Origin of the sequence: Cohnella rhizosphaerae (assembly GCF_029525575.1) — a bacterium.
GTDB lineage: Bacteria > Bacillota > Bacilli > Paenibacillales > Paenibacillaceae > Cohnella > Cohnella rhizosphaerae.
In genome coordinates this window covers 1,080,890-1,106,785 of record NZ_JAPDIA010000003.1, presented here as the reverse complement: position 1 = coordinate 1,106,785, position 25,896 = coordinate 1,080,890, and the positions used below count along the sequence as shown (strand labels likewise).

Here is a 25,896-nt window from a genome sequence, read left to right as displayed (position 1 = left end):
GAGTAACTTTTTGCCCTTATAGCACCGTTTAGACTGATTCGCGAGGTTGTAGCGTAAATTTTTTCCTTTACAGCACCCTTATATCGTATCACGAGCCCGTGAATCAATTTAACTGATGTCCCAAGCGGCTTATACGTTTTTTGAGCCGGATGATTATGCAGTGCCCGACTCGGTAATTCGCATGGAGATGCACGGTTTTTCCGTGCAATTCTGCTGGCGGGGACAGCGTTGCCCGGAGATGCACGACTTTTCCGTACAACTCTGTCCGCGGGATGGCGTAGCTGCGCAGATGCACGGTTTTTCCGTACATCTGCTCTCTCCTACAGTCCCAGCAGCCGCTCCGGATCTTCCGGCGCGCCGTCTCTCCGATCCTGCCAATGCTCGACCAACTTGTCGAGCCGGCGGAGCCGCTCCTCGTAGGCGTAGATCGCCGAAGCGACGACGGCCAGGCGCGTCTTGTCCGCGCGCTCCATCTCCGCCGAGCCTGCGATGCGCTCGAGCAACGCCGACGTTTCAGGCGGCGGAGCGGAAGCAAAGGCGCCCGGCTTGAGCAGGCCGTCCCATTTCCACATCAGATGCTCGTGATAGGCGCATAGCGATTCGATATGGCTGTCGATCTCGCGTCGCCATGCCCCGTCCGCAGCCGCGGCAAAGTAGTGCACCTCCACCGCCTCGATCAACGTGACGCCCCGCTCAAGCGCGCTTAGCATGCCCTGGTACACAACGAGCAGGCGAGCCCGATCGGCCCGTGGCGCCTTGCGGACGACCCGTTCCTCCGCATACAGATCGTAGGCGTCCTCGAGCTTGCGCAGCTGCCCCTTCAACGCGGACAGCTCCCGGTTGAACACATTCTCCCGGAGCTCGTTGGATACCGCGGTTCGCAGCAGAAGGGACAACTGCGTCTGCGACTTTTTCATCTGCGCGACGAACCGGCCCCGATGGCGAGGCGGCGCGATCGCGATGTTGACGACGAAGGCCGTGACGATGCCCGTCAGCAGCGCCGCGAGCCTGTCCATGACGAGCGGCCAGCCGAGGCCGTGCGCCTCCATCAGGACGACGACGGTGACGACGGTAAGGCCGATCGTCTCTTCCGCGCGGAGGCGTATGCAGAGCAGGATCACCAGAACGCTGACGATGCCGATGGACAACGGGCTGCTGCCGACCAGCCATACCGCGGCGATCGCGACGGCGGCGCCGAGCACGTTGCTCTGCAGTTGCTGGAGCACCTGCACCCAGCTGCGATAAATCGAGGGCTGGATCATGACGACCGAAGCGATCGCCGCGATGAGCGGCAGCTTCAGTCCGATCAAGCTGCCGATCCACAGCGCGATCGCGACGGCGAGGCCGGTCTTGAATACGCGGGCTCCGATCGTCAAGGCGCGGCCTCCTTTGCGGCCTCCAGCGCCACGGACGTCGTCGCGGTCTCTTTGCCGTTGACGACGAGCGCGAGCGTGTGCGTACCCGGATAGTGGCGCCTGGTCGACAGATCCTTAAAGGACAGCTTGCGCGTTCCTTCGATTCCGGCGCCGCCCGCAATCTCGCGCTCCGCCAGCCTGAACAGCTTGCGGTAGCCGCTCCCCTCGGCGCTGCGCGGGTAGGTCACCGCGAGCTCGAGTCTGAGCTTGCGCGACTCCGCTTCGGGCAGCGACAGCTCCACCGCATAGGCTACCGTCACGGAATCTCCGATCGCGGCCGCCTCCGGCGTGACTGTCCACGTCCGCACGACCGCCTCCGGCGCGGGCAGCAGGCCGAAAAGGCGCATCGCGTCTTCGTCGGCCCGGCCGCGGATCAATCCCCGGCAGGCATGGCGCAGCAGCGCGTCCGTCTGCGGATTGTCCCCGTGCCAGCGGGCAGCCAGCTCCATCACCAAGCCAGGATGGTCCTTGGAGATGTCGTTCAGGTTGTTGGCGACGCTTCGCCGCACATACTCCGACGGGTCTGCTTTAAGCGCCTCCAGGATCGGTAGAATTGGCGACGGATCCCGCTTGAACGCCGGCAATGCGTCCGCCCACGGCAGCCTCGGCCGGCAGCCCTCGCTGGCGAGCCTGCGCACGTGCTCGTCCGGGTTTGCGCTCCATGCCAGCATTTGCGCCATCATCCTTACCGGATCTTGCTTGATGAAGGGGCGGACGGCGAACTCCGCGGACGACGACCGCGTGAACAGCGCGAGCGCGCGCACCGACCTGTCCCAGTGGGATAACCCGAATACCTCTACGAAGTCCGGGAAAAACAAATAAGGAAAGCCGCGGCACTCGCCGGCTATCCCCTCCAAAATATCGAGCGCGCGCTCGTAGTCGTCCGGCAGCACGGCGCCCAGCGACAGCGAGATGCGGCGCATACGCCCTTTGAGCGCAAGCGCCTCCCACCCGTCCGCGAGCGACAGGCTCACGAAGCGCTCCGTATCGAACGGCTGCCACGCACGGGCCACCCGAGCGCCGAACTCTTTTAGAAAAGCTTCGTCGTACATATTTTTAAGCGGCTCCGCCACGATAAAACTCCTCCTATAGCCGGCGTATCAATCGCGCATGTCCCGCCGAATCGAAGTTTTATTATAACACGCGGACAGCCGGCCGGTCAGCACGGACAGGAACGCCGATACGAACGCCGTCATCGCGGCCGTCTCCAGGCATTCCTCGATCGTCTGCAGCAGCCGCTCGCTGTCCTTGCCCAGGCTGCGGATGTCGATCGTGTCCATCGAGACCGCGCAGAAGGAGATGACCAGACCCGCGATAAAAAAAGCGCGCGCGGCCGCCCCCCCTGCCAAGCAGACGCCATAGCGCCCATACTGCCGCCAACCCGCATACCGCGTAGAGCGGGATGAGCCAATCGCCCGCTTCCATCCAGGGCAGCAAGCCGGATACCCGTCCGCTTCAAATAACGGTCCCTCAGCCGCTCGTGCAGCGCGAACCGTTCGTCGAGCGCCAGCCAGGCGAAGGCCGCGGCCGTGATCGTCCATCCCCAAGCGCCATGCCTGCCGATCCATGCCGATAGACGCGCGCCGCGTTCGCCCGGTCGTACGTCGGCCGGCTGCCGCGCGCCGCGCCCGCGCCGCCCGACCGAAGGCGCCGCCTGCGCCGACATCCAGGCTTCGCGGGCATCTTGCCCCGCTTCTCCCGCTACTTCCGCTTCGCGGCCGCGTTCTCCGAACGGTGCTGCGAGCTCTTTTTCGAGCGATGCTACGACCGCATTGAGCGCCGCCACAGCCGCGGCCAGCACGAGCAGCACGCTCTCGAGCCATGCCTGCGGCGTCGTCTCCGCGGCGACGTACACCCAATATCGCGGCCAGCCGGCTGCGATCATGCCGACCGTGAACAGCAGGACGGCCAGCCATAGCGCGGCCAGCAGCCGCTTTCCCGCTAATGGCAGCCGCCCCGATTCCGCAAGGACGACCGAATCGTCCGACCCTCGCTTAGACGCTCGCATTCGCCGGCCCCCTTTTCAAAGCTGATTTCCCTGCAGCGATCTGCGCCCGATCTGCCGAACTATCGAGCTGCCGCGCTCTTGTCCTGCTAATCTACGCAGCCTGCTGAATTGCCTAACTTCCGATTACTTTATTTTCCGATTACTTTATCTTCCGATTGCCAACCTTCTGATTGCCTACACCAGATTCAGCGGCTCGCCGGTCGCGAGCCCGCATAGGTTGTCCACCCATGTCTCGTATCCGCGCTCCAGCACCTCCACCGAATACCAGGCCGTATGCCCGGTCTGCAGCAGCCGTCCCTCCGCGATCTGCCTCGCCGCGCGTTCGTCCTTGTCCGCGATCGGAAACAGGTCGTCTACCGCGTAGCCGCGCAGGCGGCCCTCTTCGATCGCGTGCACGACCGCATAGGGGTCGACCAGCGCGCAGCGCGAGACGTTGATCAGCGTCGCGCCGTTCTTGATGCGCGCGAGCTCCGCTTCGCCGATGGCGGCCGGGCCCTGCCACTGCGCCGGCATATGTAAGCTTACGATGTCGCTCGAAGCGAGCAGCTCGTCGAGGCCGACCAGACGGACGCCCGCGGCGCTTTTCTCCCGCGGGTCGCAGGCCAGCACGCGCATCCCGAAAGCGGCGGCCAGCTCGGCCACGCGCGAGCCGATCCGGCCGAGCCCGACGATGCCCAGCGTCTTGCCGCGCAGCTCGAAGCCGAGTACGCTCGTGCCGGGCGGCACGCGGCCGCGCACGCGATCCTGGCTCAGATGGATGCGCCGCGACATCGTCAGCATCATGCCGAGCGCGTGCTCGGCCACCGAGTCCGCGGAATACTCGGGCAGATGGCTGAGCGCGATGCCGTGCTTCTTCAGCCAGGAAGTATCGATATAGTCTACGCCGGTCGCGAAAACGGCGATGCCCCTGATCTTCGGCAAGCGGGACAGCCAAGCGCCGTCGATCGACGGCACGGAGCGCGGCGTCAGCCCGCACACGTCCGCGTCCTTCAGCATGTCGACGAGATCGTCGGGCGGAATCGGTTTTTCTGCGTACAGGAACCGCACGTCGGCGGCCCTCTCCAGGCGCGCCGCCTGGGGCTCCGTAAAGGTGCTTCTTCCTCTTGCCGTGATGACGACGGCCTTCGAGCGGTAGGACATGAGCGCAGCCTCCTTTTCAGATCGATGGATTCTCCTAGTTTTAACCCAATTCCCCCCCTCTTCGAACGACGATTCGCATGCGCGGGCTTCAACCGGTCTTGACGGGCGTCGTGTCCGGATACCGGAACGGCAGCAAAATCTCGAACGTCGTGCCGCTTCCCAGCTGGCTGTAAACCTGAATCTTGCCCTGATGGTTATCCACGATCTTGTAGCTGACCATCAGGCCGAGCCCCGTTCCTTTGTCCTTCGTCGTGTAAAACGGCTGTCCCATCTTGGCGAGCTGGCTGTCCTCGATGCCAGGCCCTTCGTCCATGATGCGGATGCGCACCGAGTTGTCGACGCGCTTCATATGGACGCGGATCGCGCCGCCGTCCGTCATCGCTTCGATCGCGTTTTTGATGACGTTGATGAACACTTGTTTGATCTGGCTCTCCACGCCGTAGATCCAGAGCGGATCCGGACCGAAGTCGCTCTCGATCTGGATGCTGTGGAGGATCGCCTGCGTCTCGAGCAGCGTGACGGTCTCGCGCATGACGTGCCGGGTATCGTGATAAGACAGCTCGTACACCTGGGGCTTGGACAGCATGAGCATCTCGCTGACGATATTTTCGATGCGGGTGAGCTCCGACTTCATGATGTCGTAATACGTGCCGTTGTTTTTTCTCCCGGAAGAGAGCAGTTGGAGAAAGCCCTTGAGCGAGGTCAGCGGGTTGCGGATCTCGTGCGCGATGCCGGCCGCGAGCTGGCCCGCTACGTACAGCTTTTCCGAATTGATCAGCAGCTCTTCGTTTTTTTTTGCGTTCGGAGATGTCGCGGATGATGATCTGCAGGGCCGGCTCGTTCTCGATCGACGTCATCAGCTCCACGATCTCGGTATTGAGCGTCCGTCCTTTGAGCGTGACCCACTCCTGCTCGAGCGGCCCGCTGTTGCCGGTCATGGCGAGATTGTGCATGCGCTCCCGCACCCTGTCGTGGTCCTCGGGCAGCAGGTACTCGAAGATGGACGACCCCAGCAGTTCCGCCGGCTCGGTCGCGTCGAACATCCGTAGTCCCGCTTCGTTCACGAACACCCATCTATCCTTTTTGAAAATGGCGATCGTGTCCAGCGAGTTCTCGACGAGCAGCTTGTACCGTTCATCCATATGATTCATGCGCTTGTCGATATACCAGGTAAACAGCGTCGACGTCAGAATCAGCAGCATGCCGATGCCGATAATGATCGACAGCCGATAAATATCCTCCTGCAGCCGGTCCGCGGATGCGTACATGGCGCCGTCCCGGTATTGGAGAAGCATCGCCTGCTTGGAGATTTGGCTTTCGACGAATACCGCCATGCCGAGCGTCAGGCTCGCCAGCCATTTGTTCCGTTCTCCGGGCCATTCCGACAGGCGAAGCGCCGCATAGATGCCGCTGAACAGCAACAGAACGCCCAGCACGACGTAGACCGTCACCGTTCGGATCTCCGAGACCGTATCGCCCAGCTCGCCGAAGTAGCTCATGAACGCGACGGCGAAAGCCAGAATGAAGCTCCCCGCAGCCAGACGGAATCGGACCGTATTTTGAAAAGCGAGCATGACGAATGCCATCGAGCTGAAAAAGATCGTGAACAGCAGCGAGACGACGGCCGCCCACGTGAATACGATCGTCTGGTCCCATGCCAGCGTCGTCAGAAATTGCTTGACCCACATCCCGATGCCGAATACAAAAGCTCCGCCCGAAAGCCAGAATACGCGGAAGTGATTGTCTTTGCGCTGGAGATTGCCAGTGAAGTTGAACATGGTGTAGGATGCGATTATGCTGATAATCAGCGCCAACAGCAGAAGACCGATCTTCCAGGACGTCTCGGAATCGTACATCGTGTGATCCCCCGCAGTCGAAGATGTAATGAAGATGGAATGTGAATGCCTTGGTGATACAGTTCGACAAGTTTTTAGGAAATCCTACTTTTTCCAACTTAAAAAAATGGAGGTTTTGGATGAAATGTTAAGAAAAATGGCAGGAGAGTTTAAGACGTTCGCCATGCGCGGCAACGTGATCGATCTGGCGGTCGGCGTTATTATCGGCGGCGCGTTCGGACAAATCGTGACATCGCTCGTCAACGATATCGTTATGCCGCCGATCGGGCGGCTGCTGGGGGGCGTGGATTTTAAGGATTTGTACTGGCGGATCGGGGATTACCAAAGTGGAAAAGAGCTGCCCTCAGGCAGTTCGCTGGAAGCGGTCCGCGCCGCCGGAGCGCCGGTTATCGCGTACGGGCAATTCATCAACATCCTCATCAACTTCCTCATCATCGCCTTCTGCGTGTTCATGGTGGTAAAGGTCATCAACAAGCTGACGGAGGGCCGCAAAAAAGGACGAGCCGCTGGCCGAGCCGACCTCGAAGGAATGCCCGTACTGCCTGTCCGTCGTGCCCATCAAGGCGGTGCGCTGCGCGCACTGCACGTCCGAGCTTGAGGCAACGGCGCGCGCATGAACGGAGAGGAACAGGCGGGCGGTGCCGACCGAATGAGCGGAGCGGAAAAAGTGAATCGCGCTGGCCGCATAAGCGGTGGAGGAGCCGGGAGCAACGGCGGGGAGGTGGGAATCACCGACGCTCGGAAATCGGAGGAGCTGTTCGACATCTACGATGAGCAAGACCTGCCCATCGGCACGGCGACGCGTTCGGAAGCGCATACGCGCGGGCTGTGGCATCATACGTTCCACTGCTGGCTCGCTCGCCGCGGCGAGGACGGCCGGGCGCGCATCCTTTTCCAGCGGCGCAATAAGGACAAGGATACGAATCCCGACCGCTTCGACATCACGGCGGCCGGGCACCTGTCCGCCGGAGAGACGGTTCGGGATGCGGTCCGGGAGCTCGAAGAAGAGCTCGGGCTTCGCGTCTCGCTCGAGGACCTGACGCCGCTCGGCACGTTTCGGGAGGAAGACGAGGGCTTCGCCCAGGGCGTGAAGTACATCGACCGCGAGGTCAGCGAGGTGTACGGCTACTTGACGGACCGGGGGGCCTGCGGCGTTCCGGCTTCAGCGCGAGGAGCTGGCCGGCCTGTACGAGGCTGATGCGGAGGCGCTGCTTGCGCTGATGCGCGGCGAGAAGGAGACGGTATTGGCGGATGGCGCCGAATTGGACGCGGACGGTGATTTGGTGCCCGTGTCCGGCGTCGCGGTGAGGATGGCAGACTTCGTTGCGCGGGACACGGCTTATTACATCCGCGTAATCGAAGCGCTGATTCAGCTGGCGTAGCGGGGAATGACAGGGACGGGAATGGCGCGCCCGGTTGTTGCTCTGGGAAGCAGACAGTTAAGCGGCGTAGTCGAAGTAGTTAGTCTTAATTGGGCCTACTTCAGGATGTCGGGTGGCGTAGTCGCAGCAGTTCGTCCTAATCGGGACTACTTCAGGATGTTGGGTGACGCAATCACAGCAGTTCTTCCTAATCAGGACTTCTTCCGGCTATCGGGCAGCGCGATGAAGCCTATTCGTTCTAGCGGGTACTTCTTCGGGCCGTCAGGTGGCGCAGTTGAAGCAGTTAGTCTTAATTGGGACTACTGCAGAATGTCGGGTGGCGTAGTCGCAGCAGTTCGTCCTAACTGAGACTACTTCAGGATGTCGGGTGGCGTAGTCGCAGCAGTTCGTCCTAATCAGGACTTCTTCCGACCACGGGGCGACGCGATCCAAGCTTAAAGTTCCAGCTAGGACTTCCTACGGCCAGCAGGCAGCACAGCCCGACCAGACCGTTCCGTTAGGACCTCTCCCGGCTCTTCTCCACAAAAGCGCAGCCCCGGAACCGACTCGTTCCGGGGCTGCGCTTTTTTTTACGACCGCCTTATTTCCTGCCAGACCAGCTTGCCGGCACTCAGCTTGCCTTCCCGCCACTTCCCGTCGGGCAAGCTGTAATACAGCACCTCGCTTCGTCCGTCTCCATCCGTATCCCACACGCGCAGGAAACGTACGTCCGGCTTCGCGCCCTGCACGCCGCCTTCGCCGATAAGCAGCCAGTTCACATGGAGGAGCGAATGGGTCGCGTTGGCCAAGGTTCCTTCCGTAACGCGCCCCAGCCACCAGCGACCGCTCTCCGGCACGTACCGGAGCAGCTCCGCCGTCTCGTCCGCATCCGCCCGCACGTCCGCATCCGTCGCGAACCGGCCCCCCCCATTCCAGCATGCCCTGATTGACGCGCCCCGCCGCTTCCCAGTTGCGGTACCATCCGTCGATCATGCCGTGAATGTTGTAGAACACCGTGTTGCGCGGAGCGACGTCGAAGTCGTTGATGTCGGGCTCCCCGTACAAATCCGCCGCCGTCTCATGGATGCAGCCGTGCAGACCCGAGCCTTCGATGAACAGTCCCAGCTCGTCGGCCGTCCGAAACGACTGCGGCTGCATGACGATCCTCGCCTCCGCGGACCGATCGTAACACGGCGCCCGTCGTATCTCTTCGGGCACGCGCTGCCAGGGCGCAACCAAGGACATATCGTAGTGCTGCCGGCCGTACCAATCGAGCGCCCTGCGGATAAATCCGCGGTGGAACTGAAGAAATTCCGCTCCGTATCCCGGACGCAGTTGCGACGGATCGTCCACATGATGCGCGTGGTGCCAGTTCATATGTTCTTCCAGCAGATCCTGCGGAAAGTTCGCTATCGTCGGCATTCCCGCCTAGCCTCCCCATGCCTGCAGCCGAAAAGGCGCAGGGCATTCGCCTTGTTTGCGGTCATTGTATGCAAGAGACCGGACAAAAGGTGAATGCGGGGGGAGCGAGACGAAGCCGGCTCATTCGATAATTTCGATTTTTCGTAGGCGATAAATCTGGTAGAGATGCGTCACGATGACCTTGAGAACCGCATAGCCCGGCACGGCCAGGAACATGCCCAGCAATCCGAACAGACTCCCCACGATGAGCAGCACGATGATGATGGTGAGCGGATGGATATCGAGCTTTTTGCCCATGATCTGCGGCGAGAGCAGCCGGTCTTCGATCTGCTGCGCGATGAGGATGACGACGATCGTCCAGACGACCTTCCACGGCGAATCGATGAACGCGACGATGACGCTCGGCACCGAACCGATGAGCACGCCGACGTAAGGGATGACGTTGAGAAACGTAAACACGATCGCCAGCAGCAGCGCGTATTTGAGTCCGATGATGAGGTAGCCGGTCAGCATCATGATCCCGAGGCAGATGCTTACCAGAATTTTGCCTTGTATGTATGCGCTGAGCGCCCTGTCCATTTCCAGCATGATCGACTTGGCTTGGTCGTCGTGCCTGTCGGGCACGATCTTTACGACATAGTCCGGTACCTTAGAGCCCGTCTTGAGCATATAGTAGGCGATAAACGGAACCGTCGAGAGCAGCAGCACGAACTGCGAGATCCAGCCCATGATCTTGTTGAAGGCATTGCCCGTGTTGGAAATGACGCCGTTCACCAAATCCGGAATGCGGGACGTCAGGTCGAACTTCGGATCGTTCAAGTACTTGGTCGCCCATTCGTACTCTTGCAGCTTGTTCACTTGATCCTGCGCGAGCTGTACGAGCTGCGGCACGCTGTCGATAAGACTGTCGATTTGATCGCGGATGATCGGGCCGACCAGCATGATAAAAAACGTGAACAACGCAGCCAGCGCCAAATAAACGATCGCAATCGAGGTAGACTTGTTGATGCCCCTTTTTTCCAGTACGCCGACGACGGGCCGCAGCAAATAGTACATGATCGCGGACAATAGCATCGGCAGGAGCAGCACCTCGAGTACCGTCACCAGCGGGTTGAAGATGAACCTGACCTTGGAAGCCAAAAAAGATGATCACCAGCACGACAATGATGCCGTAGCCGATCCTGAAGTACTTGCCTTGAGGCATGCAGCCCACCGACCTTCGGAAAGTTATAATAAGATATAACCTTCGTCGGCCGGCGGGAAACTCCTTCTTACTCGGTCGGCATGCCCGCCGCTTTGCGAACCTCGTTGGCCAGGCGATTGAACTCCGCCTTGTCCGCCTTCGTCGTCGCCGCGAACCATGCGGCGGACAGGAACTTGATGATTTTCTCCGCGTCTTCCGGCTTCATCGCACTCTCCTCCTCGTCTGGTTTGGGATTCGGGTTCGGATTGGGGTTGGCGCTCGCATTCGTGTCCCACCAGCCTTCGTTGCCGTAGGACTCGTTCAGGTCCAGCGGGATGCCCGAGACCTTCGTGTCGATCTTATATTGGAAAATGTTCGCTTTGTCGCTGCGTTTGCCCCTGCTCCAAGCGTACGTCTGCCAAAAATGCGAGCACGCGCGGCGCTTCGCCATCTCCTCGACGACCGCGTAAGAGCCATAGACGCCCGTATCGTAGCCCGCGACCTGCTTGGCCGCGGCCTTCAGGTAAGCTTCGATGGCGTCGAAGTCCTTCGGCTGCGCGTCGTAATCCACCGCGAAGTAGATCGCGCTGCCTTTCGGCTGCCCGACGGCGAGCGCCTCCGCGTAAGCGGCGGCCCCGTCGTTGCGCCCCGCGTCCGCCCCGCTCGCCGCGCGGCTCGCCGTCGTCTCGAACACCGAGACGATCTGCATGCCCGCCGCCGTAATCAGCTTCGCCTCGTCCGCGGTCATCCGCTTCCAGCCGTATGCCGGCGGCACCAGATAGCGCGCGGCGAAGGTATAGCCGGCGGACGCCAGCGTCTTGGCCTGCGCGGCCGTGACAGGTGCGGCTTTGTCGATGCCTTTGGCCATGGGGGTGGCTCCTTTCTTTGATATGCTAAAAGACTATGAGGGCTATATGGCTGATGTGGTGCTTGTTGTATTTTATTCGGGGACAAGCGTTGGGGTCACGGCGCTCGTCCGAACGATTATTTCGTGTCCGGCTTAACTGCCGCTTCATCTTCCTTTTGGTTAAACTGTTCTAGACGCTTGGTGATGACGCCAGGAAGAGAGACGCCGAGCGCGCCAAAGTTCTCAACCAGGCTGAGACCTTCTCTTCCAACGTAAAAATAGATCGCGGCCGTCCGGAACATGGGCACCCCGGGTTGCAACCAGTCGTCAAGCTGTGCCGCAAGCGCGACGACAGCCAGCACGATGATTTTCCGAATGCCGCCCCAGTAGAGCTTGTCCGAGTTTAAATTGTGATTTTTAATCGCGCTGGCAACGCCGCTGACGTAATCAAGGACAATGAGCGTGAATAGCACTTCCAGTGCTTTGTCCCAGCCACCGAGGATCGTAGTAAGAAGCATGCCGATCGCCGCCCCCATTCCGCCCGCGAATGCCTCCTTGCCGCCGGCCGCGGCCGCATACCAGGCGTTGGATAGTAGTAGTTTCAGTTGTAGCAGGTCGACCCCCTCCAAAATAGGAAAGACACCGTTTGCTTTCCGGTGCCTTGATATAGGTATTTATTTTACTAATCCAATCAATGCCGATCCATCCGCCACTTAATCCTCGGTATCAAGGATGGCTTGAACCTCAGCGCGCTTACCTTCCGGTACGTCGTCGATCGTCTTCAGAGCCCGGCGGATCAGGTTCGCATAAACTTGGGCCATATCAGCTCTCACCTCCTTCGAGCGCAGCGACACGGGCCGTCAGGTCGTCTATGACTGCCTGCTGCTGCATAATAACGTCATATGCCTCCGCGAGCCCGAGCATCGTGTTGACGGCCTCTTCCTCGCGGGCGGCGTCGGCGGCCGTGGCCGTCTCGTATACCTCGGCGACGGCGAGCATGGTTTGCACGCTTTCCGCTTGCAGCGCGGCGACCTGCACCGACAGCGGCGCCTGGTAAAATGGCGGATCCTCCGGGTTTTCTGGATCGGGATACGAAAAAAGCAGCTGCGGCTCATCGCCGCTGACGTCTACGCGGTAACCGTTCATGGCTGCGAAGTCCTCGGCAAACTGCTTGAACTCCAGCCGCAGCACACCGACCGTCTCTGGTACACGTTCAGATAACTCTCGGTAGTTTTCGAAGTCCTGTTCCTGCGTAGTTTCCACGGTGTAATCGCCCCAGCATTCCCCCCGTGTCTGCTAGAACACGCCCAGTTTGCTTGTCGTAGTAAATCTTTCTGCCTATATCCATATTTGTCCCCTCCTTTTAGGCTACAGCGAACCAATTGTAAGTTGTGGACGGGTACTTTACAGGTAATCCGAAAAATCCCGGACGTACAGCAACAAAAACGTGGTCCACCTGGGCTAACCAGCTTTGTCCGAAGTGATATCCATGAACGACCATCGAGGTACTTTGTCCTATCTTAAAGCCGCCGGTAAAAAACACACAATAATCGTTATCCCCAGAAATAACGACTACGGACGGATTAAAACTAAAACTACTTCCTTGTACTCTGTATCCCATATAATACGATGAATTGTCTGGGTAATACGCCTGCCATTGTGAGGAAAGCGAGGTAGAAGTTCCGCTCGCCCACGGTCGACCTGCAATCGCCGTTCCGTTTACGCCTAATATCGTGACACCTGATAGAATATTGGACGCTTTATGATTAGGGTCAAAATTATGAACTTCTGTCGTTCCGGGATTTCCAAAGCCCCCGCCTTGTAAATAAGCGCCGACAGGAAAGCCGAAGGAAATATTACCTAGCCCGTCGGCCCAGACATTCGTGATGTTGGTCCCCAGCGGGTAAGACGGCATCGTACCCGGCGTACCGAACATCGTTTTATTGCTTGGCCAATTCGCCGGCACGAAGTTCGGGTCGTTGGCTATTAATGTACCGAAGTTACCCGCATTTTTACCCGGCCCATAGATTCCTAAAGGCGGCTCCATAACGATATTGCCACCCGAATCTGACATTGCCGATACGGCGCTCACATATTGGCCTACCGCTGGATAACCGCGACGGTCAGGCAGCGTACCCGCGGCTTGGTAATTCGTACCCGCGCTGAACTTCTTCGGTGCAGCAACGTCGGACGGCTGCGCGTCACCAGATATAAATATTTGCCCCATCGGTTACACCCCCAAAATAGACGCAGATACTTTTTACGGCCCCGGAGACGGACGACGACGCCAGAAGAATGATATTCGAATTCGCATTCGCGTTAAAAAACACGGGCAGCAGCGAATAGCTTCCCACCGTGAACGCCTGCGCGCTAACAACGACTGTTGACTGCGCTCCTGTTGCGTCTGCGTAATTCACGGATACCGAAACGGTAGTCGCCGCCGTTACCCGAAGATAAATCATAGCGTTGTAATTCCCGGCAGGTACACTTGACGCCGTCAGGAATTGCGCCAAGGATGCGCTGGTTACGTTGAACTCGGTGACCGACATGGGTTTCGCGACCATGCTCGCGGCCAGGTCGGGCAACGTGACCTTCGGCGCTGGGAGTACGGTCGTGTCGGTCGTATAGGCAGCGCCAAGCGCGGCAGCCATCATGTTCGGGGCGTTGTTCCCGTTCTGCGAGGCGCCTTCGATAATTAAGGTGAACGTTTCCGCGCCCGTGCTGGTGCCGATCTTGGCAATCTGTGCGCGCCACCGGCTGTTTGCGGAATCCCATGATAGGTCACTGATCGCGATCTGACTTTTGATGCCGCCTATCGCTTCGGTGTACCGGGTTTCTTGCGCGCTAACGGTGCCACTGCCCGATACGGTAAATGCCAGGCGCTTCGTCAAGCGTCCGGTTCCGTTTACGGCGTTCCATCCGCCAGTTATCGTAACGTCAAGGTACCCGGAAAGCGCTGCGGAGGCCGGGAAGTATAGGTCGGCCTTTTGGTTCGCGATGCTAGCGGCGAATACGACGTTACCGACCAGCTTTTTAAAGGAATTCCCATCCGTGACGATCGGCGCGACGACCTTGCCCCGAAAGTTCGCGCTGTAGTCGGCGGCAAGGCGAAGTGCTGCGTTCGCGTCGCTGTTTGATTGGCCGTTGACGATGAAGTTAAGGTAACCGGCCGCTGTCGTCGCCGAAACATAGTTAGCGTCTCCGCGAGAAAACGTTAGAGAGTTACCAGCTGCCGATACGCCGAAGTTGCCGGAAGACCCTGCGACCGTGAGGGATCCCGCAAAGGACGCGCTTAGATCGCTTTTAAGCATGAGTATGTCAGCACTCGTCGTCCCCATATGAAAATTCCCGTCGGCCCCCGAATACATGCCGTATGTCCTGCCCGTCGCCTGCGTATTTTCGAAATGCATGCCCGATCCCCAGCCGCCGCTGCTGGAGATCAGTTTCAGGGCGTAGGTGTTTGTTGCACCTCGATCGATAACGGCATTTTTGAACGTCGCGCCCCCCCGAGCCGTCGTCAAGCGTGTTGTTTGCCGTCCTGACTGTCGTCGCGACTCCGTCTTTGCCTGTAAGCCATAGCGTTTGACTGCCGTCGTTTGCCGGGTTTACCGCTTGCACGTACGAGCCCGATCCTCCCACAACAAGCCGGACAAAACCGCTAGTCGAACTACCCGCACGAACAAGGGAAAAGGTCGGGCCTGCTGTTGACCGCACGTCTTGATCCAGATGGAACCCGTCCACCGTGTCGGCGTCCAAGCCGCTCCCCCGTGCCATCGTTGCCCTCGTTCCAAACCTTGCGCCAGATGCCCCATGTCCCCGTCCCGCCGACGTCCGAAGGGTTGCCCGAACGTACGTAAACGTCGTTGTTGCTGTACGAAACGCCAAATTGTGCGACCGTATCCCCGCCGCCATACATGACTAAAAGCTGCCCATAGGCTAGGGACGTTGGCATATTCGGATTACTACCCGACAGCCTATATACCCCCGGGGCCGTAAGTGTATTCAGGTCTACCGTGTTCGCCTGAACGCCGCCCTTTTGCATGAGGTCTGCGGCGTGCTTTCCGTCTACCGTGTCGGCGTTAAAATTCGCGTTAACCGTCGTAGATGTCACGTTAAACGGGGCGACACCTTGGGCGGCATAGTTTACTACCTGACCATTTGAGCCAATCCGGAAAATTTTCGCGTCGCTGGCGCCTTGAATTTCAAACCCGTTCGCTGTACCTGCTCCCGATCCCCCCGATCCTAATACGCGGTATGTCTGATAACCAGGAGAGGGCAATATTGGCCGAAGTATTGTTAGGATTCGAGGAACGGAAGGTCGGAGCATTGACTTCGCCCGTAAAAGCCCCGTTAACGAACGTCGGGCTGGCCGTTGTCTTAACGGACTGATCCAGATATCCAGCAGTTTGCTCAGCAAACGTGATTGCCGTCGTTCCCAATATCACAGCGGATGAGTTGCTCATGATAAAAGTCTTGCCGACGTTGACGGTCCCAGCTCGAACATACACGCTGATGCCCGCCGCAACCTTGGCCGAGCTGTCCGCATCCGTCGCGCGCGTCCAAGCCCCGGATGCGGCGACGTATATGCCGTTCTGACTTCCCGTCGTCTGATTCTTGACGAGCACCCTATCGCCGGCCGCTAGTACGACGCCGTCTACCGTCTGCAGCCCTGACAGCGTGATATTCGCCGTCGTCGCGACGCGCACATCTCCGTCGACACCTTTCAACGCCATGGCCGCATCAATCTTGTCCCAGTTGTCGTTCAGCATCGTTTGGATATTGAACGTATCCGCGCCGTCCGTTGCCGGGTTCTTCTTGAGCAGGTTCAGAATGCTCGTGAAAATAGCCATGCGGTAAGCCGCTCCCTTCCCTATGCATCCAAAAACGGCGCGAAGTCCGTCAGCGGATGGCTTTGCATTTGATTGATCGTCAGCCCGTTAACCTCGTTAACGGTCAAGTATCTAAACGAATAAGACACGGCCAGATGCGCAGGCACGATGGCGTTCAAAGCGTCTTTAATATCGTCAAGGTTAGGCGGCAATCCGACCGTATCGACGAAGCGAATCGTCACTGTGTAAAGCGACGGCTTGCTGCGTGACCTCGATCGCGCCGTTGTCGAACGATTCCGCCACGCTGCGCATCAGCGCGACCGTCACCGTGCCGGTGCCGCGAAGCTTGGATTTAACCAGGCTGCGCCGCTGATCCAGCGGTTTCATAGGATCCGTCGCGATGCCAAGGTCGCTCTCCCAGCGATCCAGACCCCATGTTGCCGTATCTACGAAAAATTGCGCCAGCGTTTCGTCCAGCGCCCGCTGTAGCAGGTCCAGCTCCGTTCCTTCCGACGCCATGAGCGAGCACATGACGCGCGAAGAAGCGTAGTAGCCCGGCAAATAGCCGAGCATCCCCTGTCCCCGCACGCTCGTCATCGTCACCGCCTCAGACACTGGCGTTCACCGCCCCCGGCACCGCGACCTGACCGATCCCGACCGTCACGTTGGACGTGCCCCCCGTTTATCGTCAGATTCGCCAAGTCTTCAACAGCCGGGACGTCGAGCAGCAAGCTGTTCACTTTCGAATAACGAATGACGGCATCGGCAAAGGCCAACGACTTCAGGTAATCGGTCATGATCGCCTGAATTCCCGAGACGGCCTGCGCCAACGTCCAGCCGGTACGAAGGGTCAATTTCACGCCGATGGCAATCGGCACTTCAGCAGGCGCGGCCACGACGACGTTCGCGCCGATCGGCGCCTTGCCCGCTCCCGTGCCCGACGTCCCCGGCGCGATTACCGCTTGCACGGACGCTACGATCGCCGCTGAAGCCGCGCGCTTCTCCTGGTTCAGCACAAACACCTTCACCGTGCCCGGCCCATTCCATAACGGCTGAACCTGCGCGCCGCCGACGCCGTCCGTCTCTAGCGCCCATTGCAGATAGTCGGACCGGTTGCCGCTCGTGCCCGGATTGCGCACCTTGAGCAGGTAGCGCTCCAGCAGCGACGCATCGCTCTCGGTCTCGGCGCCTCCGCCGAACGCCGCGGCGTTCGCGATGCCCGTCACGCCAGGCACCGGCTCGACCAGCACCGCGATCGACCCGGCCGCGATGTTGCCCAAGACACCTGCCTCGAACGCTACCACGCCCGCTTCCACCAGTCCCAGGCCGCCGATCGTAACCGCCTCAACCGTCTCGAATTCCACGGACGGCGTCGAAGTGACGGCATCCGCCGCCGTCGCCACGCGGGTGCCCGCAGGCACGACGACGCCCAACGTGCCCGCGAACGTCACCTTCCCCGTCGCCTTCTCCGCCGGACGCCGCTCTACGCCATGCTCGCCGCATCTGAGTTCCAGATAGGCGCCGAATGCCGTCGTCGCGAACCCGCGCCGAAGCACCTCCTGCGCCCAGCCCGCCGACAGGAACAACTCGTACGCCGCAGGCGCAAGCGCGTCCCATATATAAGAGCCTTCGGCCTTGTCTACATCCGCCGGAATCCGGCTCAGCATGCGCGCCAGAATGCCCTCTTCCTTTTGCTCCGTCAAATAATCCGGCAAAGCCGTCATCACAAGCTCACCACGCTTCCTTCAATCGTTCCCGCTTCGTCCCGCACGCTGGTCACCGAGCAGACGAAGCTGCAGGCTTCCCCTTGCCATGAAAATACAAATCCCCCGACACGCGCCGTTCGGGGATCGGCCAGCAGCGTCTCCGAAGCGATGCGCGCGATTTCGCTCTCGACAGCGGCACGCGAGAGGCCGAGCCCGATGAGCGACTCGAACTCATGCCCGTACAGCCGCGAATACACGAGATGACGGTACCGCTCGGTCGCAAGCGCTTTGCGGCACCATTCGAGCCATGCCTCGGCGTCTGCGGCAGCGCCCGCGATTTTCCCCGTGGGCGTCAGTACGAATTCACCCGCTTCAAAATCAAACTTCCAGCTCCGGCCGAACGACGCGCCCGATGCCTGCGTCTCGTCCGGAATCACTTCCGCAGCGACCGGCGTCAAAGGAAACAAATCAGCCACCAGCGCTCACCACCTTGCATACGACGACGGCCTGACTGCCGCCCGCAACCGGGATCGCGAGCACGCGATCTCCCGGCGCCAGCATCAAACCCTCCGCTTGCAAATAATCCGGCATTTCATATTTAAAGGAATCCAGCTTCAAGCCGGCTCCCGTCATCGTCCCCAGCTCCGCGGGCACCCCCGCGACTTGCTTGGCCGCCACCCGGTTCATACGGCTCTCCAGCGCGGCGGCCAGCTGTTTGTAAGGATCAGCCACAGTAATCCCTCCTCACCTTGGCTTCACGAGCCAGCTCCAACTGCATATGTCCAGGCTCGCCCAGCTGGTGCCGGACGGATGTCACGAACAGGCGCTGCCCGTCCAGCTCGACCAAATCTCCGGCTCGGATCAGATTGATATCGAGCGCGGTTACCGACATCGTTTCCTGCAAGCCCAGCAGCAGCGGCTCCGCCGCCTTGCGCGCCTGGGCGGGCGTCTCGATGGCGCAGTCCTGCAGCACCTTTTGCAGCGTGCCGTATTTCTCGATCTCGCCTTTGACGATCGCCAGCACCGGAGACAGCTTCGTCTCGCTTCCCTCGCTGCCGAGCACCTTCACCTGCGTGACGGCCCCCCTCGAGCGTCCGTTTTTGACTAACCGACTCCAGCGACTCCAACTGCCAGACCTTGTCATTGCCACCCAGCTTCACGAGCGTCAGTCCGTTTGGCGTCATGCGCGGCCGGTACAGCTCTCCGCCCTTGCTCGCCGTCTCCTTCAAGTCTTCCAGAATCATGCTGAAAATCGATTGGCTACGCTTCACGCTGCGCTTCAACTTGATGCCGGTGTCCGGCAACGCCGCGAGCGGAATGTTCCAGCCTGAAGCATAAGAAGCGAGCCGCTCCGCCGCCGTCTGGCCGTCTGGCATCAGCCGCTCGTCCTCGGACTTGGACAGATACAGCGTCCGGTCGTACGCCGTGACGTTCAGATGCTTGCCGCTGCCCGCCGATCGCTCGCTCTCGCATTCCCACACAAGTGCCGGGTGAAGCAAATAAGCCATTCCAGTCGAACCGTGGGGCACGCCGGAAATGCGAATCTCCTGACCGGGCGCGATCGCCGGCAGCCCTGGTCGGACCGTCAGGCGAATATTCGCCCGGTAAGCGATCTCCTCCAGCGAATCTTCCAGCGTGATCTCTTCCGCCAGGTCGCCCAAATAATATTTCCCATCCAAAACCACCTCGTAGCTCAAGGCATCACCAGCTTTTGCCCAGGACGGATTAGGCCCGGGTCGCTGCCGATCAGCGCTTTGTTTTTCGCGTAAATCTCGCTCCATCTTGCGCTGCTGCCGAGTTCTCGCTTGGCAATGGCGTAGAGCGTGTCGCCTTGGCGAACCGCGTACGTCTTCGGGACCGGCTTCAAGTCCGTGCGGACAGTCGCGCCAGATGCCGCCGTCGTGCGGACCTTCGGCTCCCGCCAAGTGCGAATTGCGATATCAAAATAGATGTCGCCCGGCTCGCCGCCCCGCAGACTGGTCGAGTGGGAAGAGATGTAGCCGAGTATGTTAATGCCGGCCTCCGTGATAAGAAGACGCACCGGCTGCTTGCTGACCATGTAGCTCGTGAGCAGGTTCATCGAGCCGATCGGATCTTTGTCCGCAGGGAAGAAGGAGGAGAACGAAATCTCCTTCAGCTTCTCCTCCTGCGCCATATCCACCTCGCCGAGCGAGAGAATGTTGACGGTTTCGAGCTGCTTTTCGCGCCGAATCGAGACCTCTTCCGGATTGACGGGGAAAAGGAAACTGTTTTTGCCGGACGCGTCTTTCAGATAAAATTCCACGCTTCTCCTCCTTCCGCCGCGCGGTGTTATATATTAAGGCCTGTTCTCCAGCGTCTGCCGGATCGAGGCCGTCAGTCGGGCGCTAACCTGCGCCGTGATCGCACTGTAGTCGATGTCGGTCTCCTTGACCGTCAGTTGAACGGCGCCTGCCGGGATGTTGATGTTGATGGTTGGAGCAGGCGGGTTGGCAGGTTGACGGGGAGAATTCGGCTGCACTGTAGGAGTCAGAGACAATTTCTGAGCGTTCCCCGGGTTAAACGGCAAAGCAGAAGAAGCGCCGACAACGGCAGGTACGCCTGGCGCGCTCAGTCTCGACTTGAACCATTCCACGATCGGCAATAGTCCGCCGAGCAAGCCGCTTTGTCCGATTGCGCCACCCCCAAGCCGTCCGAGCGCTGCTCGGGTTCCAATGCCTGCGATGATACCTGTTTGTGCTTTAGGTGCTGCGGCGAATGAAGTTCCAGGAGCGTTGACCCCTGCCAACATCGTCGCCGGCATTAATCGATCCGGTTGAAAGATGTTTGCGACTCCGCGGAGGGGGGCTAGCTTTTAAGCCTTGCGATGCGTTTGCCGTCGAAAATCCGGACATCTTTGACTGCTCTTCATTGGCAGACACGTTTGCTTGAACGGTATTCAGGTTGGAGGCAACCGACAGTTCATCTGGCGTCTTCTCTTTCTTGGACCTCCTCTTACCAAGTCCGCGAACCCACTTGGAGCCGCCGGAAATCCATCCCTGCACGGCTTTTCCCACTTTGCCTTCGGCAAGCTTCTCACCGACGTAACCGCCGACTAGGCCGCCCACCAATGTTCCCGCCCCCGGCACGATCGAGCCAAGCGTCGCGCCGATCGCTGTTCCGGCAGCGTTGCCGACGGCTCCGCGTATTTGCTTATTGCGTTCTTCGCCCGGCTTGGCGGTAGCGATTGAGGTAGCCGTAGCGATATAACCGAGCGGTTTAATCCACTTGCCAGCTGTCTTTAATAGCTTGGACTCTACCAGCTTCGGAACCGGATTGTTAATGGCTTTAGATAAGTTTCCCTGGTTGATTGTTCCTGTAAAACCGCGCTTGGATGAGGAGAAACCTCGTCCCTTTTCACTGGTCGGTAAGGAACGTCTCTCCGGAACTGAATTTAACGGGGTACCGTTTGAAGGAACAATTCCGTTGCCAGGCCCGCCGCCCATCCAATTCTTGGATTTATTGAAGATTTTTTTGCCGAATTCAACGGTGTTTTTGCCAAGATCTTTGAATCTGGTTGTGAAAGATTTTCGGGTGCTTGGAAAAGGTCGTTCTTGTGAATCTAAAATGATTCCTTTCTGCTGCTTGTTGTTCCCTGAAGTCGGACCAGATCCTTTGCGTGTTTTCCGTGATTCTCCAAGAAGATTACCGAAATATCCCCCCGATTGTTCCGCTGATAATATTTGACACTAAATCCACAGCTGATTGAGCCCAGTTAACTTCATTGTCTGAGCTGCTTGATTTGTCTGAATCACCTGAATCGCCCTTCCCCCCCAGACACCGCCACCTTCAACTGCATCCCCTCAAGGGCAGCCTTCACCTTCGCCAGCAAAGCAGTCGGATCAAGCGCAGCTTCAAAGTTGTCGTTGAAGCTCTTTCCGGCATTACGACCTGCCTCTACAAAAATAGAAGGATCTAACGCAATGCCGATCTTGGTCGTGACAGGAACGATCCAGCGCGATTTAGTCAGCGATTCCAGAGTCGCCCGTATCCGCCTGATCGGCTCGCACAAACAATCGCTCAGCCGAATCGGAATCACGACCCGCATCCGCGACAGCCGATCTACCCGCCACTGAATGCGCTCCATGTACCGGTCGACCGAACGCAGCAGCGTCACGTTCTCCTTCAACCCGTCGGCATCGATAATATAATCGTAAGGCACAGCGTTTTCCGCCATCTGTCGCCTAACCTCCTTTCCCGCCGTTCTGGCCGCGCTCGGCTTCGAGCTCGAGCTCCATGCTCGCCATCAAAAAGAGCTGCTCCCCCCCGGGAAGCAGCCAGAACTGTCCGGGGCGCAGATGGTGCCGGACCCAGATGGCATGGAGCATGCCGGCCAGCGCCCCGGAGGCGATCAGTTTTTTTACGTCTTCGAGCTCCGTATTGAAGCCGGAGAGGTCGAGCACGACGTCGCCGAGCGCCGACAGTTCTCCGGCGAGCAGGATGCGCTTGACGACCTCTTCGGCGCTGCTCGCGCTGAACTTGGCGAGCAGCTTGCCGTCGCCCCAAGCGGGCGACACGGTGGACGCCGCGATCAGCGACACGTTAAAGAGCTCTTCGTCGAGCCGCTCGACGGTCTGGCCTCGCCTTTCTTTGCGTTCCGTGCATCGTTCGCGGATGCCGAACACCTGCTTGCCCGTGAGGCCCCGGATCTTAACCGGAATGCCGAGCCGCTCCAGCAGCACCGTGCGCTCGGGCAGCGCATCGGCGTCGAGCAGCCGCTGCAGCACTTGCTCTTCCGTCATTTGACCGATATCGATCGTCATGCCTGACGCCTCCCTTAGTTCGCCTTGATCGGATCGAGCAGCTCGTAGCCCTCGAACGTAAATGCCGTCTCTTCCGCCACTTCCTCGCCCGCGGTCCAGTTGGCCAGCTGCAGCTTGTCCGCTACGCAGTTCGACAGCCGGATACGTTCGAAGCCGTAGGCTTCCGGATCGGACAGCTTGTTAATGATCTCGAACTTGGCGAAGCCGCGCGAGATCATGTCGCTCGTCACCTTGTAGCCGCTCATCGTGCCGGTGCCTTTCTTGGCGCCGAGCTTGTGCTGCGTCCATTCCGAGCCGGCAAGCTTGAGCTCCCGCTTCTCCACCTCGACCGAAGCCTCCAGGTGGTTGATATTCGTCTGCCAGTTGCCGTCGATGAACACTTGTCCGTACGTGCCGAGAATCGCTCTGGTCGGATCCATCATGGTCTCTCGTCCCCCTCTTTTATTGCACGATAAACGTGCCGAAAATTTGCTCGACCACATCGGTCAGGCGCGCTTCCCACTTCAAGAACACCTGGTCCGCCGCCGCAGGAACGGACGCGTCGACCGCGACGTCGTATCCGGTCGCTTCGATGACGCCGGCCGACGCCAGCGCGGCCATGTACTGCTTGCAGGCGCCGACGAGCGCAAGGCGGCCTTCCTCGGTGTTGTTCACCTTGCCGATGTACTGGTCCTCGGCGGTGCGCTGGAGATCGGCGTTCACGCTGTCGAGCACGCGGATCGTCCGAATCTTCTTCCAGGCCGCGTTCTGGCCGGCCCCCAGCGTCACAAGGCTGTTCACGCCGCGCAGCGCCTTGACGATACGGCCGTCGTGGACGTGGAGAAATACCCCGCCGCGCACGGCCTGTTCCTGCTCGGAGCGTGTCCAGCGGCGCACGACGTCCTGGAACGGCGAGGACGCGTACGTCGTCGATCCGTTCAGCGGCTGACCGGCGATGAGACCGGCGACATACGCCGCCACCTGCGCGGAGCTGTACTCGACGTCGGCCAGCACGGCGCCCGTGCCGACGTTCACGATGCCTTCGTGGTTATAGGAAGCGCTGCGCTGCGCGGCTTTGCCGACGGCATCCGCCGCCTTGTCGTCCGCAAGCGAGCCGCCGAGTACGGCGATCGCGCCATGTCCTTCGCCGCGAATTCGCGCCACCCATGCGACCAAGCTCGCGTGCAGCGCCGCGTCGGAAATGCCGTCGAGCGCGACTGCGTTAAACGTCTGCGTCTCGAAGGCGGACAGCGCGTTCACGTAGTCCGCGTTCGCGATGCCCGAGATGCCCGACGCGCCGCCCGTCAGCGCGGCGCCGGCGATCGGCGCCAGCGCGCCGTTGCCGCTGGCGATCTTGGACGCGGTCACCCATACGTTGGCCGCGTCCTCGTTGACGGCGTCGACGGCCGCCTGCACGGAGCCGTCGGCGAAGGTGAAGGTGCGCAGGAGCGTATTGCCTTCGAACAGCTTGATGTCCTTCAGGCCGGCATCCGCCGGATTGACCTGCACCGTCACCTTGAAATTGTTGCCGCGCGCGCCGGTCTGCTTGGCATCGAGCTTCAGCACGTCGACCGGCGTGCCCGCTCCGTCCTTGAGCGTCTTGGACGCCTTCGCGTCCGTGCCGTCCGACAGCCGGTACGCGAGCACCTTGCTCGCGCCGCCGAGCAGCGCGAAGCGGAGCGACGTGTACGCCGTAGCGCCGCCCGTCTCGTCGATCGCGTAGAGCTTCGCGATATCGGACTCGCTCCTCACCTCCGCGAATTGCTTGACCGGTCCCCAATGGGCCTTGACGGGCATGATGACCACGCCTCGTTCCCCTGCTTGCACCGCGGCCGCGGCCGCCGAGCGAAATGCCATATAAAAGCCGGGCAATACCGGCAGATCCGTCTGATTCCAAGTGCCTCCAGCCATGCTCAGTTCACCTTCCTGTTCATGAAATTATGGACGAGCGCCTTCGCGCCCTCGATGTCGTAGCGTTTCCCTTCGTCCGTTCCGTACAGGGCGCCTTGCACCGCTTCCGGACCGACGCCGAACAGTTCGCCCGCATAGGCGATCAGCTCATCCTTGCCGTATGTCGCGACCGTTTCTTCGCCTTGTTTTTTTCCCGCCATTCGCCGGACACCTCATTCTTCTTTTTGTTGAAAAGCGACCTCGCGCATCAGCGGCGCCGTCGCGGCCGAACGTCGGTTTTTGCGGCTCAGCGTCAGGCTCAGCTGGCCCGTCGCGACCGCATCCGCCTTAAGATCGGCCATGGTCTCCCCGACCAGCAAATACCGCCGCTCCGCCGCGTCGAGCGGCAGCTTGACCGCGGCGCGCAGCGCGCCCGTCAACCGTGCGGCCGAGGCCGCTTCCTCCGCGGCATCCCGCCCGAGCACGTGCCCGGCGTAGCGCCGCATCTCCTCGCCGTAAGCGGAATTGCCCATCTTCGTCTCGGCGCCTGCAAGCCGCCACAACACGGCAGGCCGCTCATAGTCGGCGGGCCACGCATGCTGGTACACCTGCCACTCGACATCGTCAAGCGCCTGCACCGTCCAGCTCGCGAGCGCCTGCATCCAGCCTCCGTCTCCGCTCATCGAAGCTTCCTCTCCTTCATGCCGCCGCGCCGAAGCGTCCTGCCGCACCACCATTTTTGAGAACGCATGTTCGCTTCCTCATCTATAGGTGGCATTCGTACGACAAGCTAACCGACGCTGCTGCCGCCTCCCTCCTGCAGGTTCGCCTCGATCTTGCGTCTGGCCCTCAGCAGGTACGTGCCGGCGCTCGACTTGCTGATCTTCAGCACCTCCGCCGCCTCGACGAGCGTGAATCCTTCGGCTTGGGTCAGTCTGAAGCAGTCGCGTTCCCGCTCCGTCAACCCGCCGAGCGCGCGTTCGAGCGCCAGACTTGGCGCATCGCTTTCGCCCTCCCCATCCGACAACGCGCAGCCGCTCCTCCCTTCCAGCACGGCCGCCATCGCGGAAGGATCGGTAGGAATCTCACGCTGATAGCCCGCGCGCCGTTCGATGCCCCTTCGGTTGCCAGGCATGCGTCCGGATTCCAGCCAATCGATAATATAGGAGCAGCTCGCGATCATTTCGATAACCAGCCGGCGCTGCCTGTCCAACTCGGACCAAGCTTTTCCGGCTTCGCTCGCTTTCCCCGATTCAGTCGCAAGCGTCCCCATCCGTTGCGTAAGCTTGTCCGCCGCGATCATCAGCAGACGGCGCGTCTGTCGATAGCTTTCCGGCGTAGCTTGAACCGTCGTCTCATCCATATCATGAACACCCACTTTGCCAAATTGGTAAAATCCCAACCTAATAAACCTTTTAAATCAGATGTCATCCATTTTCTGTCCATTTGTATAACGGCTTGACCTCATAGAATTACACA

General features: G+C 60.1%; 33 protein-coding genes and 2 pseudogenes. 4 read left to right on the top strand and 31 right to left on the bottom strand.

Going from position 1 to position 25,896, the window contains the following annotated elements:
• Nucleotides 1–320: 320 nt before the first annotated feature.
• From OMP40_RS10710 to OMP40_RS41450, 6 genes and pseudogenes are all read right to left on the bottom strand, one after another.
• The gene (locus tag OMP40_RS10710; protein WP_277531228.1) at nucleotides 321–1,376 is read right to left on the bottom strand and encodes an FUSC family protein; all 1,056 of its coding nucleotides are present in this window, start codon (nucleotides 1,374–1,376) and stop codon (nucleotides 321–323) included.
• Nucleotides 1,373–2,488 carry a DNA alkylation repair protein gene (locus OMP40_RS10705; RefSeq protein ID WP_277531227.1) on the bottom strand — a complete coding sequence of 372 codons (1,116 nt, stop codon included), beginning with the start codon at nucleotides 2,486–2,488 and terminating at the stop codon, nucleotides 1,373–1,375. Before OMP40_RS10705 ends, OMP40_RS10710 begins: the two co-directional genes overlap by 4 nt.
• A gap of 119 nt (nucleotides 2,489–2,607) precedes the next feature.
• Nucleotides 2,608–3,423 carry a hypothetical protein gene (locus OMP40_RS10700; protein ID WP_277531225.1) on the bottom strand — a complete coding sequence of 272 codons (816 nt, stop codon included), beginning with the start codon at nucleotides 3,421–3,423 and terminating at the stop codon, nucleotides 2,608–2,610.
• Between the two features lie 174 nt (nucleotides 3,424–3,597).
• Entirely contained in the window at nucleotides 3,598–4,563 is a 966-nt protein-coding gene (locus tag OMP40_RS10695; protein ID WP_277531224.1) for a 2-hydroxyacid dehydrogenase, read from the bottom strand.
• Nucleotides 4,564–4,651: 88 nt separating this feature from the next.
• A complete protein-coding gene (locus OMP40_RS10690) occupies nucleotides 4,652–5,323 on the bottom strand; it encodes an ATP-binding protein (RefSeq protein WP_277533102.1) in 672 nt (223 codons plus the stop codon).
• Nucleotides 5,324–5,402: 79 nt separating this feature from the next.
• Nucleotides 5,403–5,705: pseudogene (locus OMP40_RS41450) on the bottom strand (PAS domain S-box protein); the annotation flags it as partial.
• Nucleotides 5,706–5,846: 141 nt separating this feature from the next.
• Between OMP40_RS41450 and OMP40_RS10680 the strand changes: the two are divergent.
• The 4 genes and pseudogenes from OMP40_RS10680 to OMP40_RS10665 all read left to right on the top strand — a co-directional run bounded on the left by OMP40_RS10680 (nucleotide 5,847) and on the right by OMP40_RS10665 (nucleotide 7,801).
• Nucleotides 5,847–6,464 (top strand): hypothetical protein, encoded by a 618-nt coding sequence (locus OMP40_RS10680; protein WP_277531222.1) that lies wholly within the window; start codon nucleotides 5,847–5,849, stop codon nucleotides 6,462–6,464.
• A gap of 79 nt (nucleotides 6,465–6,543) precedes the next feature.
• Nucleotides 6,544–7,036 (top strand): annotated as a pseudogene (gene mscL / locus OMP40_RS10675) (large conductance mechanosensitive channel protein MscL).
• Nucleotides 7,033–7,617, top strand: a complete 585-nt coding sequence (locus OMP40_RS10670) for an NUDIX hydrolase (protein WP_338131097.1) — start codon at nucleotides 7,033–7,035, stop codon at nucleotides 7,615–7,617. The pseudogene mscL and the gene OMP40_RS10670 overlap by 4 nt, the downstream one beginning before the upstream one ends.
• A 22-nt stretch (nucleotides 7,618–7,639) precedes the next feature.
• Nucleotides 7,640–7,801: a hypothetical protein gene (locus OMP40_RS10665; RefSeq protein WP_277533251.1), complete on the top strand. Its 162-nt coding sequence runs from the start codon at nucleotides 7,640–7,642 to the stop codon at nucleotides 7,799–7,801.
• Nucleotides 7,802–8,257: 456 nt separating this feature from the next.
• On the opposite strand, the gene OMP40_RS10660 is transcribed toward OMP40_RS10665, so the two are convergent.
• The 25 genes from OMP40_RS10660 to OMP40_RS10545 form a co-directional block, all read right to left on the bottom strand.
• Complete coding sequence (locus OMP40_RS10660; protein WP_277531221.1) at nucleotides 8,258–9,202, bottom strand: hypothetical protein; 945 nt, start codon at nucleotides 9,200–9,202, stop codon at nucleotides 8,258–8,260.
• Nucleotides 9,203–9,322: 120 nt separating this feature from the next.
• Nucleotides 9,323–10,342 (bottom strand): AI-2E family transporter, encoded by a 1,020-nt coding sequence (locus OMP40_RS10655; protein ID WP_277531220.1) that lies wholly within the window; start codon nucleotides 10,340–10,342, stop codon nucleotides 9,323–9,325.
• A 131-nt stretch (nucleotides 10,343–10,473) separates the two neighbouring features.
• Nucleotides 10,474–11,253: a DUF1906 domain-containing protein gene (locus OMP40_RS10650; RefSeq protein WP_277531219.1), complete on the bottom strand. Its 780-nt coding sequence runs from the start codon at nucleotides 11,251–11,253 to the stop codon at nucleotides 10,474–10,476.
• Between the two features lie 116 nt (nucleotides 11,254–11,369).
• Nucleotides 11,370–11,861, bottom strand: coding sequence for a phage holin family protein (locus OMP40_RS10645; RefSeq protein ID WP_277531218.1), 492 nt, complete (start codon nucleotides 11,859–11,861; stop codon nucleotides 11,370–11,372).
• 84 nt (nucleotides 11,862–11,945) lie between these two features.
• Nucleotides 11,946–12,053, bottom strand: a complete 108-nt coding sequence (locus tag OMP40_RS10640) for a CD1375 family protein (protein WP_277531217.1) — start codon at nucleotides 12,051–12,053, stop codon at nucleotides 11,946–11,948.
• 1 nt (nucleotide 12,054) lies between these two features.
• Complete coding sequence (locus OMP40_RS10635) at nucleotides 12,055–12,495, bottom strand: hypothetical protein (protein ID WP_277531216.1); 441 nt, start codon at nucleotides 12,493–12,495, stop codon at nucleotides 12,055–12,057.
• 100 nt (nucleotides 12,496–12,595) lie between these two features.
• Nucleotides 12,596–13,459, bottom strand: a complete 864-nt coding sequence (locus OMP40_RS10630) for a hypothetical protein (protein ID WP_277531215.1) — start codon at nucleotides 13,457–13,459, stop codon at nucleotides 12,596–12,598.
• The gene (locus tag OMP40_RS10625) at nucleotides 13,434–14,753 is read right to left on the bottom strand and encodes a hypothetical protein (protein ID WP_277531214.1); all 1,320 of its coding nucleotides are present in this window, start codon (nucleotides 14,751–14,753) and stop codon (nucleotides 13,434–13,436) included. Before OMP40_RS10625 ends, OMP40_RS10630 begins: the two co-directional genes overlap by 26 nt.
• A 681-nt stretch (nucleotides 14,754–15,434) precedes the next feature.
• Nucleotides 15,435–16,082, bottom strand: coding sequence for a hypothetical protein (locus tag OMP40_RS10620; protein ID WP_277531213.1), 648 nt, complete (start codon nucleotides 16,080–16,082; stop codon nucleotides 15,435–15,437).
• A gap of 20 nt (nucleotides 16,083–16,102) precedes the next feature.
• Nucleotides 16,103–16,240, bottom strand: a complete 138-nt coding sequence (locus OMP40_RS40000; protein WP_338131096.1) for a hypothetical protein — start codon at nucleotides 16,238–16,240, stop codon at nucleotides 16,103–16,105.
• Between the two features lie 22 nt (nucleotides 16,241–16,262).
• Complete coding sequence (locus OMP40_RS10615; protein WP_338131095.1) at nucleotides 16,263–16,676, bottom strand: putative phage tail protein; 414 nt, start codon at nucleotides 16,674–16,676, stop codon at nucleotides 16,263–16,265.
• Nucleotides 16,661–17,785, bottom strand: a complete 1,125-nt coding sequence (locus OMP40_RS10610; RefSeq protein ID WP_277533101.1) for a baseplate J/gp47 family protein — start codon at nucleotides 17,783–17,785, stop codon at nucleotides 16,661–16,663. The genes OMP40_RS10615 and OMP40_RS10610 overlap by 16 nt, the downstream gene beginning before the upstream one ends.
• Entirely contained in the window at nucleotides 17,785–18,243 is a 459-nt protein-coding gene (locus OMP40_RS10605) for a DUF2634 domain-containing protein (RefSeq protein WP_420871918.1), read from the bottom strand. The genes OMP40_RS10610 and OMP40_RS10605 overlap by 1 nt, the downstream gene beginning before the upstream one ends.
• Complete coding sequence (locus OMP40_RS10600) at nucleotides 18,236–18,499, bottom strand: hypothetical protein (RefSeq protein ID WP_420871917.1); 264 nt, start codon at nucleotides 18,497–18,499, stop codon at nucleotides 18,236–18,238. The genes OMP40_RS10605 and OMP40_RS10600 overlap by 8 nt, the downstream gene beginning before the upstream one ends.
• A gap of 23 nt (nucleotides 18,500–18,522) precedes the next feature.
• Nucleotides 18,523–19,464: an XkdQ/YqbQ family protein gene (locus tag OMP40_RS10595; protein WP_338131094.1), complete on the bottom strand. Its 942-nt coding sequence runs from the start codon at nucleotides 19,462–19,464 to the stop codon at nucleotides 18,523–18,525.
• Entirely contained in the window at nucleotides 19,461–20,051 is a 591-nt protein-coding gene (locus tag OMP40_RS10590; protein ID WP_277531212.1) for a LysM peptidoglycan-binding domain-containing protein, read from the bottom strand. Before OMP40_RS10590 ends, OMP40_RS10595 begins: the two co-directional genes overlap by 4 nt.
• 33 nt (nucleotides 20,052–20,084) lie before the next feature.
• The gene (locus OMP40_RS10585) at nucleotides 20,085–20,405 is read right to left on the bottom strand and encodes a hypothetical protein (RefSeq protein WP_277531211.1); all 321 of its coding nucleotides are present in this window, start codon (nucleotides 20,403–20,405) and stop codon (nucleotides 20,085–20,087) included.
• Between the two features lie 82 nt (nucleotides 20,406–20,487).
• Nucleotides 20,488–21,231 carry a hypothetical protein gene (locus tag OMP40_RS10580; protein WP_277531210.1) on the bottom strand — a complete coding sequence of 248 codons (744 nt, stop codon included), beginning with the start codon at nucleotides 21,229–21,231 and terminating at the stop codon, nucleotides 20,488–20,490.
• 305 nt (nucleotides 21,232–21,536) lie between these two features.
• Nucleotides 21,537–21,962, bottom strand: coding sequence for a hypothetical protein (locus OMP40_RS10575; RefSeq protein ID WP_277531209.1), 426 nt, complete (start codon nucleotides 21,960–21,962; stop codon nucleotides 21,537–21,539).
• Between the two features lie 7 nt (nucleotides 21,963–21,969).
• A complete protein-coding gene (locus OMP40_RS39995; protein WP_338131093.1) occupies nucleotides 21,970–22,548 on the bottom strand; it encodes a phage tail assembly chaperone in 579 nt (192 codons plus the stop codon).
• A gap of 14 nt (nucleotides 22,549–22,562) precedes the next feature.
• Entirely contained in the window at nucleotides 22,563–22,970 is a 408-nt protein-coding gene (locus OMP40_RS10565) for a phage tail tube protein (RefSeq protein ID WP_277531208.1), read from the bottom strand.
• Between the two features lie 19 nt (nucleotides 22,971–22,989).
• Nucleotides 22,990–24,438 (bottom strand): phage tail sheath family protein, encoded by a 1,449-nt coding sequence (locus OMP40_RS10560; RefSeq protein ID WP_277531207.1) that lies wholly within the window; start codon nucleotides 24,436–24,438, stop codon nucleotides 22,990–22,992.
• Between the two features lie 2 nt (nucleotides 24,439–24,440).
• Nucleotides 24,441–24,638 carry a hypothetical protein gene (locus OMP40_RS10555; protein ID WP_277531206.1) on the bottom strand — a complete coding sequence of 66 codons (198 nt, stop codon included), beginning with the start codon at nucleotides 24,636–24,638 and terminating at the stop codon, nucleotides 24,441–24,443.
• A gap of 12 nt (nucleotides 24,639–24,650) precedes the next feature.
• A complete protein-coding gene (locus OMP40_RS10550) occupies nucleotides 24,651–25,100 on the bottom strand; it encodes a hypothetical protein (RefSeq protein ID WP_277531205.1) in 450 nt (149 codons plus the stop codon).
• Nucleotides 25,101–25,207: 107 nt separating this feature from the next.
• A complete protein-coding gene (locus OMP40_RS10545; RefSeq protein ID WP_277531202.1) occupies nucleotides 25,208–25,780 on the bottom strand; it encodes a sigma factor-like helix-turn-helix DNA-binding protein in 573 nt (190 codons plus the stop codon).
• Between the last annotated feature and the right edge of the window lie 116 nt (nucleotides 25,781–25,896).